Genomic DNA, 16229 nt, shown 5'->3' with positions numbered 1-16229 from the left:
TTTGACTTTTGAATTCCCCGAAGGGGTTAACCCATCCATGATTCGCATTCTCATAGTAGATGAGCAAAAATCCATTCGAGACGATTTCACGAATATGCTCAAGTCAGAGTCAGATTTACAGGTAGTGGGAACTGCTGATGACGGTCATGGTGCGATCGCCCAAGTAAAAATATTACAACCCGATATAGTACTTTTAAACATAGAAATGCCCAATCTGGATGGAGTAAGTACTGCCCAGATTATCTGTAACCAATTTATAGGCATTAAAGTCTTAGCTTTCAGTTCCAATGATAGTGAAGATTATATAAATAAAGCATTTGCAGCAGGGGCGATGGGCTATGTCTCTAAACAAAAAACGTCTGCTGCTCAATTGAAAGAGGCTATTCAATTTGTTCACAAAGGATATGCTTGCATTGGCGGCGGACAATGGGTAAAAATTAATTCTCCAAAACCAGAAGAAAAAATCGTAAATACCGTTAACGAATACAGCGAATCAAAGCCTAAACTCATTACCAAATCCCTGCACATTGCCACCCCGGAGGAATTTCTTCCTAATATTAGTCGTAAGTTGACATGGGCAGGGTTCGCTTGCTTGGTAATATTTGGTAGTGGAATTTTGCTTGCTAGCGTCCTGAAATTCAAAACTACTGTCAAAGCTCCAGCTATGTTGCGTCCTGCGGGTGAATTGCGCTTGGTTCAAGCCGCTACTGAAGGGACTATTTCCCGCATCGAAGTTAAAGATAACCAAAAAGTTGAATTAGGGGAAGCAATCGCTTATTTAGAAGATTCCCGCCTGCAAACAAAAAAGAAGCAACTGCAAGTAAGTATTTTCCAAAACCAACAACAAATCCAGCAAATCAATGCCCAGCTTCAGACTTTGGATCGGCAGATGGCAGCAGAAACAGATAAAATACAACAGGCGATCGCTTCAGCCAAGGCAGAACTGAAACTAAATCAACGACAGTACGAAGATAGCAAAATTACCACTGTTGCAGAAGTCACCGAAGCAGAAGCAGCCTTAGAATTAGCACAAGAAGAACTGGCTAGATATCAACAACTAGCAAACACAGGGGCGATTCCCCAACTTCAATTAAGAGAAAGAGAAGCAGGCCTCAAAACTGCTAAAGCGAGACTGCAAAGAGTGCAAGCAGCGATTAATCCTAGCAATGCAGCAGTAGCAATAGCAAACAAGAACATCGCCCAAACCAGCGCCAGTGGAAAAGCGACTCTTGCCCAGTTAAATCAAGCAAAAGAAGAATTAGTCCAGCGACGTATAGAAATCGAGACGAGACTGATTAGCGATCGCCACGAACTCCAACAAATTGCCACGGAACTGAAAAATACAGTCATTCGTGCCCCTGTTGCTGGTATTCTTCAAAAACTTAATCTCCGCAATCGCCAGCAATTTGTTCGTCCAGGTGATGAAATTGCCCAAATTGCTCCTAGATATGCTCCTTTAATAGTAAAAGCATTTGTCACTTCTGCTGACATCGGCAAGGTGGAAACCAAGCAAAATGTACAGATGCGGGTTTCTGCTTGTCCTTATCCAGAATATGGCATCCTTCAAGGAACAGTAAGTGCTGTTTCTCCAGATGTCTTTATGTCCCAAAATCAATCTTCTGAGGCTTTGAAAACTTATGAAATCACAATTAAACCCAAAAGTTTTAAGCTCGAAGCAGGGGATAAAGAATGTATCCTGCAAGCAGGGATGGAAGGATCGGCAGATATAGTTTCAAAACAAGAAACACTTTTACAGTTTCTTCTTAAAAAAGCTCGTCTACTTACCAATTTATAATTAATATTCAAAGCGACTATTTACAAGAGATTCCTTAATATAGGACTCACATTTGATTTCTGAAAAAAACTCAGTACACTTTTTACCTGTTCCCTGTTCCCTATCTCCACCAACAAAAACTTTAAATTTATTTAAAAATTAGCTCTTATTCAGTTACTTCGTTTTGTTGTAAATACTTGAGAATACCACTAGCGATCGCATCAGCCATTTGATTCTGGTAATCTATATTGCTCAATCGCAATCCATCTTTGGGGTGATCGATAAAACCTGTCTCTATTAAAATCGCAGGTACACTATTATTCCTGATTATAAATAAATGGTCACCTGATTTAACCCCTCTATCTCTTAAGCCACTAATATTCTGAATAATGCTACTGTGAACTACTCTGGCTAGTTGCCGACTATTGGTATCAGAATATGTTTCAATTCCATTTACTTTGTTATTAAATGCAGTTGCATGAATACTAATAAATAAGGAAGCGCCAACCTGTCTTGCTTTGTTTGCCCTATATGACAAGCTGTCTTTTATGCTACTTACAGAAACATTGTCATATGTATCCCGCGTTAGCAATACTTGAACACCATGTTGCTGCAAAATCGCTGCTATTTTTTTGCTGATAGATAAAGCTACATCGTCTTCAACCACAAAGCCTTTGGTTCCAGTATCTGGGGGCAAACCATGTCCGGGATCGACTACTACAATTTTTTTCTGGGGTGTTAAAGATGCAGGTGGCAAAGTTACTGTTGAGGAAAAATTACATATTTGTCCAGTTTGTTGCCAAGTAGGAAGTTTTAAAGTCTCACGTATATCAGCCCCATAGGGTATGTAGCCTTGTAACCATTCACAGGCCTGCGTTAGTAGTTGATCTAAGTTTTTGACTGAGCGTATATAAGCATAATTATTAAAGGAAGTAGTAAGGATATTCTGACCATCTGGGCTAAAACTGGCTTTATCAACATTAGACCAATTAGCAATTTCCCGTCCTGACAAACTCCACACTCTAGCAGTTTCATCAAGAGAAGTGGTAAGAATGCGTTGTCCATTCCGGCTAAAACTAGCACTGTTTACACTACCTAAATGTCCTTGCAAGGTAGCAATTGGTTGGTCAGACGAGATATTCCATAATTTAGCAGTATTATCAACAGATGAAGTGACAACATACTGACCATTTGGACTAAAATTAGCACTGTTTACAAGACCCAGATGTCCTTGCAAGGTAGCAATATTTCGTCCAGATATATCCCATACCCTAGCTGTCTTGTCATTGCTTGCAGTAACGATATGTTTTCCATCTAGGCTAAAACTAGCACTATTTACTATACCTTTATGACCTTTTAAGATAGCAATATTTCTTCCAGATATATCCCATACCCTAGCTGTCTGATCATCAGCAGCAGTAAGTATACGTATACGTTTTCTATCTGGGCTAAAACTGGCACTATTTACTACGCCCTCATGACCTTTCAAGGTAGCAATATTTCGTCCAGATATGTCCCATACCTTAGCTGTCTTGTCAAGTGAGGCTGTAACAATATATTGAGAATCAGGGCTAAAACTGGCGCTGCTTATTATATCTTGATGTCCTTCTAAGGTAGCAATCTGCTGTCCAGATATATCCCACACCTTAGCTGTTTTATTTAAGGAGACTGTTAAAATATGTTTTCCATCTGGACTAAAACTGGCACTATTTACTATGTCTTGATTTCCTTGTAAGGTAGCAATTTGCTGTCCAGATATATCCCACACTGTAGCTGTCCTGTCCAAGGAGATCGTCAGAATGTGCTTCCCATCTGGGCTAAAATTACCCAAATATCCTTGCAAAGGGAGCGGTTGTACTAACCAAATACGAGCCGAGCCATCAGAAGTGATAGTAACTATGCGTTTTCCATCTGGGCTAAAACTGGCGTTCTTGACAGGATTTAAATGATTTAAGTTAAGGATGTTCCGTATTTCCTCTCCAGACAGATCCCACACCTTAACTGTACTATTTGGGTCGGAAGTAGTAACGATATACTTTCCATTTCGACTAAAACTGGTGCTATTAACATTGTCTTGAGATCCTAATGCAGCAATTTCTTGTCCGGATAAATCCCACACCTTAACTTTATTATTTGGGTCGGAAGTAGTAATGATATACTTTCCATTTGGACTAAAACTGGCACTCTTGACCCTATCTTGATGTTGCAAGGTCAGGATTTTTCGTCCAGATATATCCCACACACTGGCTGTTTTGTCATCACCAGCAATGACAATTCTTTGTCCATCCGGGCTAAAACTGGCGCTGTCTAGCTTGCCTTGATTGCTTTTCAAGGAAAAAATTTCCTGTCCAGACAAGTTCCACACCTTGGCTATTTGGTTGATAATTTCAGTTTCGTCTGAGGAACTAGGATTTTTAACTATAACTTCTTTCCAAGAAATAGTAACGATATATTGTCCATCTGGGCTGAAACTGGCACTATTGACATTGACATTATCTTGATGGGGTAAGGTAATAATTTCTTCTCCAGACAAACTCCACACTTTTGCTGTCTTGTCATCAGCAGCAGTAATTATGCGTTGCCCATCTGGGCTAAAATTGGCACTATTTACTATGCCTTGATATTTCAAAGTAGCAATCTCACGCCCAGATAAATCCCACACTTTAGCTGTCTTATCATTGCTCGCAGTGACGATGCGTTGTCCATCTGGGCTAAAGCTGGCACTATTTACTGTGTTTTGATGTCCTTTCAAAGTTACAATTTCCTGTCCAGACAAATTATTCCACACTTTGACTGTCTTTCCTACCGTAGTGAGAACATATTGCCCATCAGAACTAAAGCTAGCACTGTCAATAATATTCTTCTCTTGGAGTACTTTTGGTTGTGGCATCTTGTCTAGGATCGTCTGTAAAGCTAAAACAGGACTGGTAGTCGGATACTCTTCCAATTTTTCCAGACGATTACGATCCACCAATTCTTTTAACTCTTTTCCATTTTCAATCGCAGCTACCAAAGTTTTCACAGAATCAGACTCAAATTGCTCTAGGTTTATAATTCCTTTTTTTTCTAATTGTGTACTTTTTTTAGCTAGCTGCACCTGTCTATTAATTGATAAGATAAAGATTCCAGATACCACTGCCCCTACCAAAGTTATCCCCAACACCACCGTTCCAATGCGAATGCGTTGATTAGCTTTGCGGTAAGCTTCTGCTAGAACCTGCTTTGCCTGTTCTTCTGCTGCCAATTTTTTCTGCACATCTCGTTTGTCCAAATCCTCGCTAGCAGCTAGAAACTGATAATCCAAATCGCTTAAACTTTTACCTCTGGCCCAGGTGTTCGCATCTTGCAATGCTTTTCCAATCAACAGTCGTGATTCATCCTGACGATTACTAGCTAGCCATAACTCTATTGATTGTGCATATGGTCGTAAATTTGCTAAAGCTTGACTAACCCAATTCAGACTAAACACTGACTGGTAAATATGGTTATAAACTTTTAAATAACCTTGTTCCTTGACTATTAGTCCTGATAACCGCAATTCCATTTGTTCAGAACTATCATTAGCTACAACTTTTTCTTGTTGCAAAATTTGTTGATACAGTACTAAAAGCCTTCCTGCTCTTTTTTCACTGCTTAAAATTCGCTCAGATATCGTCCGCAAATGCTCAGGTTCATCCTGGACTTCCCAATTTTCAATCACACGATAGCGCACTAAGTTTTCTAGCCACAACGTCTCATTATTATCTGATAAAGGAGGGGAAGCTCCAAGGATGAATCTGCAAAGTTTTTGAGTTAGAAAGGGTTGCCCACCAGTCCAAGCTAATACTTCTTGCAGTATTAGCTGAGGATTACTAACTATACCGACCAATCCTATAGCTAATGGCTGTGCTTCTTCTAAACTAAAACCAGATAGTTCAATTGCTCGACCGATATTAAAAGGGGTGCGTTTTTTATCTTCAATCAAATCTGACGGCGTTGCTACTCCTAAAAGAGAAAAAGTTAGGCGTTTATATTCTGACTTATCAGCACGTCGATTATAGCAGTCTCGAATGAAAGCAAAAAAATCGTCAGTTCCCACAGTATGCTTGAGGTTGAGGACACCATCGATTTCATCAATAAAAATAACAATATTGTTATCAATTTCTGGCAGCAGTACCTCTTCAATAAATTCACTTAACCTCTGCACCGGCGAAAGATGATCTTGTTCAGGCCACCAACTCCGCAAATTAAACTTTTTTGAAAGTTCAAAACTGCTGACCAAAATCCGAATAATCCCTGCATACCACTGGTCTGGTGTTACTTGCTGGCTGCCAATTCTGGTTAAATCAATTGCTGCACAGGCAACGCCCTCTGCTCGCAGTCTTTGCATAACTTGTACCCGCAAGCTAGACTTGCCCATTTGCCGCGAATTCAGTATGTAGCAAAACTCTCCTGCCTTTAATCCTTGATAAAGGTCTTGGTCTGCTTGCCGCAATATATAAGTAGGAGCATCAATTGGCAAGCTCCCTCCGACTTGATATTCATAGGCTGGATTTTGTGCTGCGTTCATATACAGAGAAACTATAAGATTTTCGTTATAAAGAAGCCGCGCGATCGCGGAAATACTGGCGGTATAAATTGAACCTGGGTAAAACGTTATTGCTTTCTAGTTCTACCAATCCCATACTTTTTAATTTAAAAGCTTGTATTGGCTCTAACTGTACTGGTGTGCTTGTTGCAACAATTTGTTTCATTGCCATTGCTAAGTCTGAATGTTGTTTCAGATTCCACCAGTGTCGTCGCAAATGGTCGCCAAAAGGCCCAGCATCTGTAGGAGCAACTTTTAGTAATTCCTCCAACGTGGTAGCTTGCCGTGCAATGCGATAAAGTGCTACTCGTACCAAGTAGGGATGTCCTCCAACCATTGCCATCAGTTGTTCAATTTGGCTAGAACCCCAATTTAACCCATGTCTGCGTGTTAAATCTTGGATCTGCTCAACGTTAAACTCCGGCAACTCAATTGATAGCCCTACATTAAAAGGCGATTGATTAATATTCATTGGGATATAAACTTCCGTTGAATGAGCTATTATCAATCGCAATTTCTTCCATATGCCTCCATTCTTTGCCTCTTCATGCCAAGCACGCAGGAGTCCAAAAAAATCAGAAGCAATTTCAGGGTGCTGATATACAAGATCGACTTCATCCAAACCCAAAGCTAAGGGTTCGCTGATTTGTGCTAGAAGATACTCCTCAAAATAAGCCGTACAATTATCTTTGCTACCAAAAATATCGTCCCAGTAATCCGCTAACCGATTTGGTAATCGCAGTCTTCGACCGACACTTGCACAGAACCAGCGCAAAAATTGCTCCAAGTCTGCGAACACTTTACTATCTGCTTGTTGAAAACTCAAAGATACGATTAGAGAACCTTGTTGTGAGGCTCGATGAAGAATACGTGCCATTAGTGAAGTTTTACCCATTTGCCGGGGTGCTTTGATGCGGATAAGAGAACCAGGCTTCAAAATTGCTTCATAACAGTCAAACTCGATAGGAAAGCGTTCCACATAAAATAGAGAAGCCAAATCTACCTGCCCTTCCGGCAATTCTGGTTCTGCAACTGGTAAAGGTGGAGATTCTAAGCTTTCTATAGCAGGTGGAGTTGTTATTAGCTCCTCTTGCGTCAAACTAAGCTCATGACCTTCTGCCAAAATAGTCAAAATTTCTTCCAAAATTTGAGGCGTATCAGCAGATGATTTCCATTCTCGCTGTTGAATTCTTTGTAAATATCCCCGTAAATCATAATTCAGCGGCGAATTCAAAGGAAAATTGATGCGAATTGGCAAAATAACTGGTTTATGATTGGGGCGTAAATCCTGCAACTGTTTCACACGCCTTACTTCTTCTGTCACCATTTCACTGGTTGCAGATTTCTGAGATAACAATAGCAGAAAGTAATCAGATTGCTCTAATTCTCTATCTATACGCTCCGGCCAGTTTTCACCCAGCCGAATACTTTCCCCTGCCATAAATGCTTCATGCCCTGCTGCCGTCAGCGTCTCAAAAAACTGTTGAGCCAAGTCTCTATCGGGAGATTGACTGCGGTAGCTAATGAACACTCTGGTTGTCTTAGTGGAGGCAGATACAGCTTTCTTGCGTTTTACCTGAGTTGGCTTTTTAAGCTTAATTACTGGTGTAGAAGACTCCGGGATATTTTGAAGATCGATTAAATTACACCCAAACTCGAAAGCCTCTTTGTAAGTTTTGTCAGTCGCGATCGCTCGGTAAAAACCTTTAGCAAACTTAACAGCTGCGATATCTCCAATCGCTTGATTCATTCCTACCACGCAGTTAATGTGCTGATGAATTGCTTTTGCCTGTTCCTCAGAATAACAGGCGTTCAAAAAGACACATTCTACTTTCGCCTTAAATAACTTAAACAGCCCTGCTAACGCTGTGGAACTGACCAGTTGCATTTGCCCTAGTTCGTCTTCTAGTGCTAAACCTTGGCTTCCTCCACCATGCGCTGAAAAATGAACTATATCAGGATTGTGATCCAGTAGAATCGGCTGTAGATCGTCTACTCGAACTGCCCAACGAGTGATGATTTCAAATTCGTCTCGTTGTTTTGACTGATCCAACGCTGCCTGAATTTCCCTCACCTCTTCATCCAGGCGTAGTCTGCTTGTATTCTTTGGGTTAGCTGTTAAAATCAAAATCCTTTTCACGGCAGTTAATTCTAAAGAAGAGACAAGCCACTAAACACCGATAGCTACCACTTTTCATGTAATTGTGGCTCTAATCGTACAAATCCTCAGAACAGCATTTAAAATTATGTTAGCAGTGTCAGTAGATTTACGTTAGTAAATAAGCTGAATAAAATTTGGAAAAAATCGATTTCTCCTCAAAAATAGTAATTTTCTTAACGTTCGCTCTTTTGGGCTATCTGCCAACCCATCAGTTGTTTGGCTTCACCAACCGAACCGTGCTTCAGTTAATCCATGGCTTGGTGTAGTCAGGCGTGAACTCAGCTTCAAAATCATCGTTTCGTTATTCTCAACACCCGCAAAATCTCCCTAACCACCGCTTTCTGTTGCTCCATCTGCTGAACGCGCTTCAGTAAACGCTTGGGGATATACTTCGATGACTTGAGGGTGCGATCGCCCTCGCTCCAAAACTCAAGCGTGATAGTACACCTGCTAGTAATCCTTGCCATTCTTGGTAATCGTGCGCTAATGAATACTACCGCTACCCTCCCCCTTGTTTCGCCGCATTTTACTAGGGTTTATTTGTTTATCCCCTAGTAATTTACTAGGGCTGACCTCAACCCCCAATAGCCCTAATATCTCTACAACTGAACGTTTAGCAGCTTCGGCTTCTTGAATATCCCCTAGTAATTTTTTGGGAATGTATTTGGTTTTCTTCTGCCCATTTTTCTGCCAATGATAATAAGCATTTCTATAGCGCTAGGAGCAGTAAGTCCACTCATACCCACCATTCTTAAAACCCCTCGCCATCCCTATACCCCTACAACAGCATCAACACATTCGCTCTCCCTTGCTATCTGCCGCGCCAGCAGTTGTTTCGCTTCAGTAACCGAACCATGCCATAGCTGGTGAATCGCTTGGTGCAATAATCCAGTGTGGGCATTAGTTGCACCGTTGGTTTGAAAGAGCGATCGCACTTAACTAAATATATTTTCTAGAAAACTATCAAAAGCAATCTTATCAATCAAGCCATTTTCTACAAGTATTCGGCGTACAGTGACCAAATGCAATAAAATTGATGCAGTTAACAATATTAATTACTAAACACTGCCTGGTAAACTTTATCAAAATACGAGTAATCACTCAAGTCATTACACAAAATAATAAAATATTATAAATGTTATTAATAAAATACAATATTAATAATATGAAAAAGGCTCGTCTTATAAAAAGTGGAGAATTTGTACAAGCTTCTGAAGCTAAATATGACGATCGCCCAGGAATTTATCAATATCAAGCACACGAAAACCCGGCTCAAAAAGCTTTACGATTTGACTAGGGAAGCTAATTTAGAAAATCCTGCAATTCATCAAAAAGCGCAAGAGCTTATATCCCAGCTTGAGGCTTTGCTGGTGACAAAATCTACTAAAGTGCCTGACAATGGTGTTGATGATTAGTACCATGACCGATTCTGATGCTGATAGCACAAAACTACAAATGCAACTTGCTAAAGACTATCGTCAGCTATCACACATAGACCAAAAGATTGTGCAATTATTTTCGGTGATTTATGAACCGATAAACAGAACTTCATTCATGAATTGCCTCAATCAAATCGGCACGTTAGATGAAAACAATAAACCTTTTATTAACAAAAGCTTAAGCCGCCACATTGATGGATTATTAGCAGCAGGCTTGCTAGTTCAGTCAAGCGGGCAAGGCCCTAAATGCCATCCGCTCATAACAGAGATTGCTACTCGTGATGCGGTAAAAGCAGGATATTTTGAAATCCTAGCGACCTCTGTCTCCAAAGTGTTACCTATATCTAGTGGTTACGCAAGCGGAACCCGGTATTTCCAGAGCGAGCGCCAGTTCATCAGAGAAGTTCGTATTGGTTTTTACCGTCACGACCCCAATTTCATTAATAAACAGATTGAAGACTACCAGAAATACAGTCAGAGCAATAAGATATCTGTAAATAAAATCTTCGAGCAAATCTGCAATAACCAAATATTACACAGTTGGTCTCAAAGCCCTCAGAAAAGCCAGGAGCGAGCAAAAGATTAACGCCAAAGGGGAGTGAAGCAAAGGTCGTCCCATAGCTATCAAGCGCATGAGCGGGAACCTGGGTGAGTTTGATTATCTCACGCCCCAGGATATCCGGGTATGTGCCTGCATTGAAACATTTACTGACTACGATTATGGATATCACGGCAAAACCGAGTATACGTTCAACGCAAAGGCAATCTCTGCCTTAATTGGACACCCATTGGTCTTTTGGGAAGATTCGCCCACCACCCGTATGGAAATCGTCAAGGGAGAACCAGAATTAATCGTCAAAAAAGGGAAACGCGATCGCCAAAAATTACTCTTTGGGTTACAACCGTTTGATATGTTGGTATGCAGCTACGGTCTGTTGCAGCAGGAAGAAGTATCCCAAATGCTGTCCCAGGTGCAGTGGCAAACAATTGTGCTAGATGAAGCCCAGGCAATCAAAAATATGACCACCAAACGTTCCCAGGCGGCAATGAACCTCAAAGGTGGTTTTAAGCTGATTACCACCGGGACTCCGATTGAGAATCACCTCGGCGAACTGTGGAATTTGTTCCGCTTTATTAATCCTGGACTTCTGGGTTCGTTTGAAAGCTTCAATCAACGCTTTGCAATCCCAATTGAGAAATTTCAGGACAAATCAAGTACGCAACAAACTCAAAAAACTCATTCAACCATTCCTGTTGCGTCGTACAAAAAATCAGGTGCTAGAAGAGTTGCCTTCTCGTACTGAGATTCTGTTGCATGTGGAATTGAGTCGGGAGGAAATGCAGGGCGAACGCACGGTATTTCTAAAACCCTTGCAGGATAAGGATATTGACGAAAAAATAGGCTAACTTTAAAAACGCCAAAACCCTTGCTATTAAAGGATTCTTATACTTTAGATGCGTTTGCCCTGGGAGGAAATGGCATTTTATGAAGCGTTGCGGCGGGAGGCAATATCCAAACTGACTGAAAGTGAAGCAATTGCTGGTCAGAAACACCTGCAAGTGCTAGCAGAAATTATGAAATTGCGCCGGGCTTGCTGTAATCCCAGCCTCGTTATGCCTGATACTGAACTATCCAGCTCGAAATTGCAACTTTTTGCTGAGGTGCTGGGCGATCTGCTGGACAATCGCCATAAAGCCCTTGTGTTTAGTCAGTTCGTTGACCATTTGCACATCATTCGAGATTATCTAGATAAGCAAGGTATTAGTTCTCAATACTTAGATGGCAGTATTCCCGCTCCAGAACGCAAAAAACGGGTAGATGCTTTCCAAGCTGGGTCAGGAGATGTATTTTTAATTAGCCTCAAGGCGGGTGGTACTGGTCTCAATCTCACTGCCGCTGATTACGTAATCCATATGGACCCCTGGTGGAACCCAGCGTTAGAAGACCAAGCCTCCGACCGCGCCCATCGCATCGGACAACAACGCCCAGTTACTATCTATCGTTTAGTAGCGAAAGATACTATTGAAGATAAGATTGTGGATTTGCATCACCACAAGCGAGATTTGGCAGACAGCCTGCTCGAAGGTGCCGATCTAAGTGGCAAAATATCAACACAAGAGTTGCTGCGGTTGATCAACGAAAGCTAATATAGCAGTTCTCACTTGAGTGCAATATAGGATGAGAGAATGGAGAATGTAATTTGTAAGTAGATATGGGATGAAAGCATACTCCACTGACCTCCGTGAAAAAGTGATAAATGCATATAAGAATCAAGAAGGCTCTCAACGAGAACTAGCAAAACGATTTAGTGTCAGTCTAAGTTTTGTTCAGAGTTTACTCAGAAGATACCGTAGTAGTGGAACAGTTGAACCAAAACCTCACGGTGGAGGTCAATCAGCCAAATTAAATAGCGAACAAATAGCTTTAGTAATGCTCCTAGTGGAGGAAGATAATGATGCTATTTTGGTGGAGTTGTGTGAGCGCTTGCAACAAAGGGCTGGAGTGAAAATAAGTCGAGCCACAATGGGAAGAATCACCCAAAAGCTGAATCTAACCCGCAAAAAAAACAATACATCCCAGTGAGCGATACACCGAGCGAGTACAAAAACTCAGACTAGAGTATTGGACAACAATTGGAACCGTAAACCTAGCCGACCTGGTATTTATCGACGAAGCGGGAGTTAACATCGCCATGACTCGGCCTCAGCGCTCGTTCCCCTAAAGGTAGTCGTGCTTATGACGATCGCCCTGATGGACGTGGGAAAAATGTGACAATGATTGGGGCTATGTCATTGGAGGGGATTATTGCCGCAATCACCTTTCAAGGAGGCACAGATAGCAATGCATTTTACACTTATGTCACTCAAGTTTTAGTTCCTAAACTTTGGCCTGGTGCTTGTGTAGTTATGGATAATTTCAGTTCCCACAAGGTTAAAAGTATCCAAGAAGCAATTGAATCTATTGGGGCAAGATTAGTTTACTTGTCTCCTTACTCTCCCGATTTTTCACAAGCTTGAAAACTGTTGGTCGAAGGTGAAAGAGTTTTTGCGTTCGCAAGCTGCTAGAACATATCAAGAGTTAGACCAGACCATTACAAATGCCTTCAATGCAGTAACTAAAAAAGACATTATTGGATGGTTCACCCACTGCTGTTACTATACTGCACCCAACTGAGAATTGCTATATTGCTTCAACCGTAAGCCTGTGTAAGACAATAAGACAAAAGTGTTAGGTAGCATTAGCTTTATCTCCCCAGTTGCAACTGCACCCACGCCATCACTGGTTAACTAAGCATCTACTGGATGCATAGAGTTGGCTTCTATGTCATCCTAATTAGGAGAGTTAATTCGGTGACAGTGTTTGTTTTTAGTATTCACAGGCTTATCTCCGAAATTTAAATCTCTACACGCTGATAATTTTGGAGAAAATCGATGTCAATTTATGTAGGTAATCTTTCTTACCAAGTTACAGAAGATGATATTAGAGGTGTTTTTGGCGAATATGGTACTGTTAAGCGGGTTGTGCTACCAAATGACCGTGAAACAGGTCGTCTGCGCGGCTTTGCTTTTGTGGACATGAATTCAGATGCTGAAGAAGCTGCTGCCATTGAAGCTCTTGATGGTGCTGAATGGATGGGTCGTGACCTGAAAGTGAATAAGGCTAAACCCAAGGAAGACAGAGGTTCGTTTGGTGGTAATCGGGGAGGATACGGTGGCGGTGGACGTAACCGCTACTAAGCTTTAAACCTTAAAATTCACAAGCAAGCCTTAAGGTTAGACAATGAGTCTTTCTTTTTTTTACACTGTTATCGCCCGATCGTGCCATTGATGAAGTCGATTTAGTAGGAGAAATAATGACCCAAGTAGTAGTGGGTGAAAATGAACACCTTGAGTCAGCATTACGCCGATTTAAGCGAGAAGTTTCCAAGGCAGGGATTTTTCAAGATATGAGGAAGCATCGTCACTTTGAAACGCCTATTGAAAAATCCAAGCGCAAAAAACAAGCTTTACAAAAGCAGGGTAAAAGACGTTTCCGCACTTGAGAACTGACATAAATATAAACGAATGCCCTCATAGTGTTTATGAGGGTTTTTTTCTATGGAATTTAGCAGCAGTAAGCAAAAATTAAGCAATGGTAATTCTTACTGGCTTCAAGGCTTTATCTATAAAGGATTACAGCCACCAATGTCTCGCACCTTTCTTGCGCGGTCATGGTTTGTTGGGTGTAAGCCTTGGGTTCAGAAGGAGGAAGCAGACGCAGATAAAATTTCTTTTTAGTGCAGAGTACAGTATATACTCTGCCCTAACCCAAAAGCAAATATTCACCCAGGCACACAGTATATGCTCTTCTGTGCGGTATCAAGTAGCGTCAATTGCCCCTACTTCACCTCTGGAAAAGCTGCAATAAGCCCAAAGATTCCAAAATTGGAAAACCAATTTCTAGCTTTGACGTTGTGTGTGTAAACTAATTTCTTTATTCTTAAGAGTGCCAAATCAACGAAGATTTAGGAAATATTAAATTTTTCTAAAAGCCTTGACCCAAATTGTTTTTTTGCCTTTGACTATCCCAATTTATTAAAAATGCAGTTTTCTTAACCTTCAAGAAATGACAATACAGTAATATATCGGTGAACAACCAAGAGCATGTTTTACCTCTATAAAGATAATGATTCCGAAAATTTCAACCTTAGAAGCTGTTGTTACTAAAGTCATTACTGGGCTGGTATTAGGTGCAGCACTAGTAGTTGAATTCATTCACACTCAACCAGTTCTTGGTGCTGACTTCAGGACTAGTAATCAACCCATCCCTTTAATCGTGGATGATGACGGTAGCCAGGACGGTTTGATTGCTTTAGCCTATATGTTGCAAAACCCCAAATTTCAAGTCAAAGCAATCACCATTTCTCATGGTATGGCTCACCCACAAATATTTGGTGAGAAATTGCTCAAAGCTCTCAATCGGCTGGATGTTCCAGAAATACCAGTAGGAGTTGGCAGTGAAGTACCCCTAGCAGGAAGTAACGCTTTTCCCGAAGTATGGCGAGCCGATGCAGATGGTTTTTACACACCATATGTACCTTCTTTAACGGAAATACCCAGTGGAACTGTGGATGAGCGAAATGCTGCTCAATTGATTATCGATACTGTTAAGCAGTCATCAGAACCTGTGGCAATTTTGGCAACTGGCTCATTAACCAACATTGCACAAGCACTTCGCCAAGAACCATCAATTGAAAATAAGATTGCGGCTGTGGAAATTATGGGTGGTGCAGTGAATGTAGAGGGGAATTTAACTTTTCATACCGATCCAATTCTGGCGCAGAATCAAGTTGCAGAGTTCAATATTTGGGCAGATCCAGTTGCAGCACAAGAAGTATTTTCGTCAGGGTTGCCAATTTCCCTAACTCCTCTTGATGCAACAAACCCAATCACGTTCACGGCAGCAGACCGAGATGCTTGGAAAGCAGTTGGCACACCTGAAAGCATATTGGCATCACAGTTAATGGATTATTCATTGTCAGTGGTTGCTGGAGGAGTAGAAAATCCTGTTCAAGTTTGGGATTTGGTTGCCGCTATTAACCTAAGTGAGTCGTCGTTCTGTAATGAAGTACCTTTGCATTTAGAAGTTGTGACTAATACAGCACCTAGTGAAACTCAAGGACAAACAGTTAAAGTTAATGGCTTACCTTCTAATGTGAACGTATGCCTAAATGCTAGCTTTAACAATATCAGTTTCAGCACACATGAAGTGTTTAAAAGTAAAACAGTGCCTGAACCTGTAACAGTATTTGGTTCTCTAGCTTTTAGTACTCTACTAGCAGTACGAGAATTAATAAAATGCAAAAAGCAGTCTCAGAGAACTTGATTTATAAGTAACGCCTTTTCAGAGGGAACATCCCAATTTGGAAAAAATATAAGAGAGAGGGAAAATAATTCGCGAGTTACTATCGCGAATAGTGTGGGGTGTGTTTGTATGCCAAAATCAAAAGTCAATAATACTGAACAAGACAGGCTAGCTAGATTTGAGCCTCTAACTAGGGCAGCAACGCACTAGCAAAATATGAAACAAGCACATTTTTATGATGCTTCTCAAAGCCTTACTACATAACAGTTCTAAAATGTGCAAGTTAAGAGCGCCCCACTGGCGGCGCTCGCCACCCGTTACTGATGTAGAGAAACTTGTATCATGAAAAGTACCCTGAAAGCTTTAACCGAATTAACAATAGTGCTTTTAAGCCTGCTATTGAGCGTGGTTCTGGGCTTCTATGGTTACTACATTGGTGAAGT

12 protein-coding genes and 2 pseudogenes are annotated in these 16229 nt (G+C 41.0%); 10 read left to right on the top strand and 4 right to left on the bottom strand.

All coding sequences use genetic code 11. The annotated features are described in order from the left end of the window. Position 1 precedes the first annotated feature (1 nt). Positions 2-1795: a response regulator gene (locus RMY31_RS34910; RefSeq protein ID WP_322663917.1), complete on the top strand. Its 1794-nt coding sequence runs from the start codon at positions 2-4 to the stop codon at positions 1793-1795. A 145-nt stretch (positions 1796-1940) separates the two neighbouring features. Here the strand turns inward: RMY31_RS34910 and RMY31_RS34905 are convergent, their stop codons facing one another. The 4 genes from RMY31_RS34905 to RMY31_RS34890 all read right to left on the bottom strand — a co-directional run bounded on the left by RMY31_RS34905 (position 1941) and on the right by RMY31_RS34890 (position 9437). Beyond that, positions 1941-6323, bottom strand: a complete 4383-nt coding sequence (locus RMY31_RS34905; protein ID WP_322663919.1) for an N-acetylmuramoyl-L-alanine amidase — start codon at positions 6321-6323, stop codon at positions 1941-1943. Between the two features lie 25 nt (positions 6324-6348). Further along, positions 6349-8481 (bottom strand): AAA-like domain-containing protein, encoded by a 2133-nt coding sequence (locus RMY31_RS34900; RefSeq protein ID WP_322663921.1) that lies wholly within the window; start codon positions 8479-8481, stop codon positions 6349-6351. A gap of 311 nt (positions 8482-8792) precedes the next feature. Then, positions 8793-8969 (bottom strand): hypothetical protein, encoded by a 177-nt coding sequence (locus tag RMY31_RS34895; RefSeq protein ID WP_322663923.1) that lies wholly within the window; start codon positions 8967-8969, stop codon positions 8793-8795. A 303-nt stretch (positions 8970-9272) separates the two neighbouring features. Further along, complete coding sequence (locus tag RMY31_RS34890; protein WP_322663925.1) at positions 9273-9437, bottom strand: hypothetical protein; 165 nt, start codon at positions 9435-9437, stop codon at positions 9273-9275. A gap of 230 nt (positions 9438-9667) precedes the next feature. On the opposite strand from RMY31_RS34890, the gene RMY31_RS34885 reads away from it, so the two are divergent. The 9 genes and pseudogenes from RMY31_RS34885 (at position 9668) to RMY31_RS34845 (ending at position 15807) form a co-directional block, all read left to right on the top strand. After that, entirely contained in the window at positions 9668-9799 is a 132-nt protein-coding gene (locus tag RMY31_RS34885; RefSeq protein WP_322663927.1) for a hypothetical protein, read from the top strand. Between the two features lie 122 nt (positions 9800-9921). Next, on the top strand, positions 9922-10527 hold the full coding sequence (locus RMY31_RS34880) for a hypothetical protein (RefSeq protein WP_409879330.1): 606 nt from the start codon (positions 9922-9924) through the stop codon (positions 10525-10527). Positions 10528-10813: 286 nt separating this feature from the next. After that, positions 10814-12089: pseudogene (locus RMY31_RS34875) on the top strand (DEAD/DEAH box helicase); the annotation flags it as partial. 70 nt (positions 12090-12159) lie between these two features. Beyond that, positions 12160-12525, top strand: a complete 366-nt coding sequence (locus tag RMY31_RS34870; protein WP_322663929.1) for a transposase — start codon at positions 12160-12162, stop codon at positions 12523-12525. A gap of 137 nt (positions 12526-12662) precedes the next feature. After that, positions 12663-12959 (top strand): annotated as a pseudogene (locus tag RMY31_RS34865) (IS630 family transposase); the annotation flags it as partial. Positions 12960-13373: 414 nt separating this feature from the next. Next, positions 13374-13679 (top strand): RNA recognition motif domain-containing protein, encoded by a 306-nt coding sequence (locus tag RMY31_RS34860; protein ID WP_322663931.1) that lies wholly within the window; start codon positions 13374-13376, stop codon positions 13677-13679. A gap of 116 nt (positions 13680-13795) precedes the next feature. Next, entirely contained in the window at positions 13796-13984 is a 189-nt protein-coding gene (gene rpsU, locus RMY31_RS34855) for a 30S ribosomal protein S21 (protein ID WP_322663933.1), read from the top strand. Between the two features lie 55 nt (positions 13985-14039). Beyond that, positions 14040-14219: a hypothetical protein gene (locus RMY31_RS34850; protein ID WP_409879327.1), complete on the top strand. Its 180-nt coding sequence runs from the start codon at positions 14040-14042 to the stop codon at positions 14217-14219. A gap of 388 nt (positions 14220-14607) precedes the next feature. After that, positions 14608-15807 (top strand): nucleoside hydrolase, encoded by a 1200-nt coding sequence (locus tag RMY31_RS34845; protein WP_322663934.1) that lies wholly within the window; start codon positions 14608-14610, stop codon positions 15805-15807. Positions 15808-16229 lie beyond the last annotated feature (422 nt).

The organism is Dendronalium sp. ChiSLP03b (genome assembly GCF_034531165.2).
Lineage (GTDB): Bacteria > Cyanobacteriota > Cyanobacteriia > Cyanobacteriales > Nostocaceae > Dendronalium > Dendronalium minutum.
The sequence above is the reverse complement of the archived record's forward strand: the minus strand, read 5'-3'. Positions and strand labels throughout refer to the sequence as shown.

Coding starts and splice junctions, on each gene's coding strand:
- RMY31_RS34905 (WP_322663919.1), bottom strand. CDS start 6,323: ATGAACGCAGCACAAAATCCAGCCTATGAATATCAAGTCGGAGGGAGC.
- RMY31_RS34895 (WP_322663923.1), bottom strand. CDS start 8,969: ATGGCAAGGATTACTAGCAGGTGTACTATCACGCTTGAGTTTTGGAGC.
- RMY31_RS34885 (WP_322663927.1), top strand. CDS start 9,668: ATGAAAAAGGCTCGTCTTATAAAAAGTGGAGAATTTGTACAAGCTTCT.
- RMY31_RS34880 (WP_409879330.1), top strand. CDS start 9,922: ATGACCGATTCTGATGCTGATAGCACAAAACTACAAATGCAACTTGCT.
- RMY31_RS34870 (WP_322663929.1), top strand. CDS start 12,160: ATGAAAGCATACTCCACTGACCTCCGTGAAAAAGTGATAAATGCATAT.
- RMY31_RS34860 (WP_322663931.1), top strand. CDS start 13,374: ATGTCAATTTATGTAGGTAATCTTTCTTACCAAGTTACAGAAGATGAT.
- rpsU (WP_322663933.1), top strand. CDS start 13,796: ATGACCCAAGTAGTAGTGGGTGAAAATGAACACCTTGAGTCAGCATTA.
- RMY31_RS34850 (WP_409879327.1), top strand. CDS start 14,040: ATGGAATTTAGCAGCAGTAAGCAAAAATTAAGCAATGGTAATTCTTAC.
- RMY31_RS34845 (WP_322663934.1), top strand. CDS start 14,608: ATGATTCCGAAAATTTCAACCTTAGAAGCTGTTGTTACTAAAGTCATT.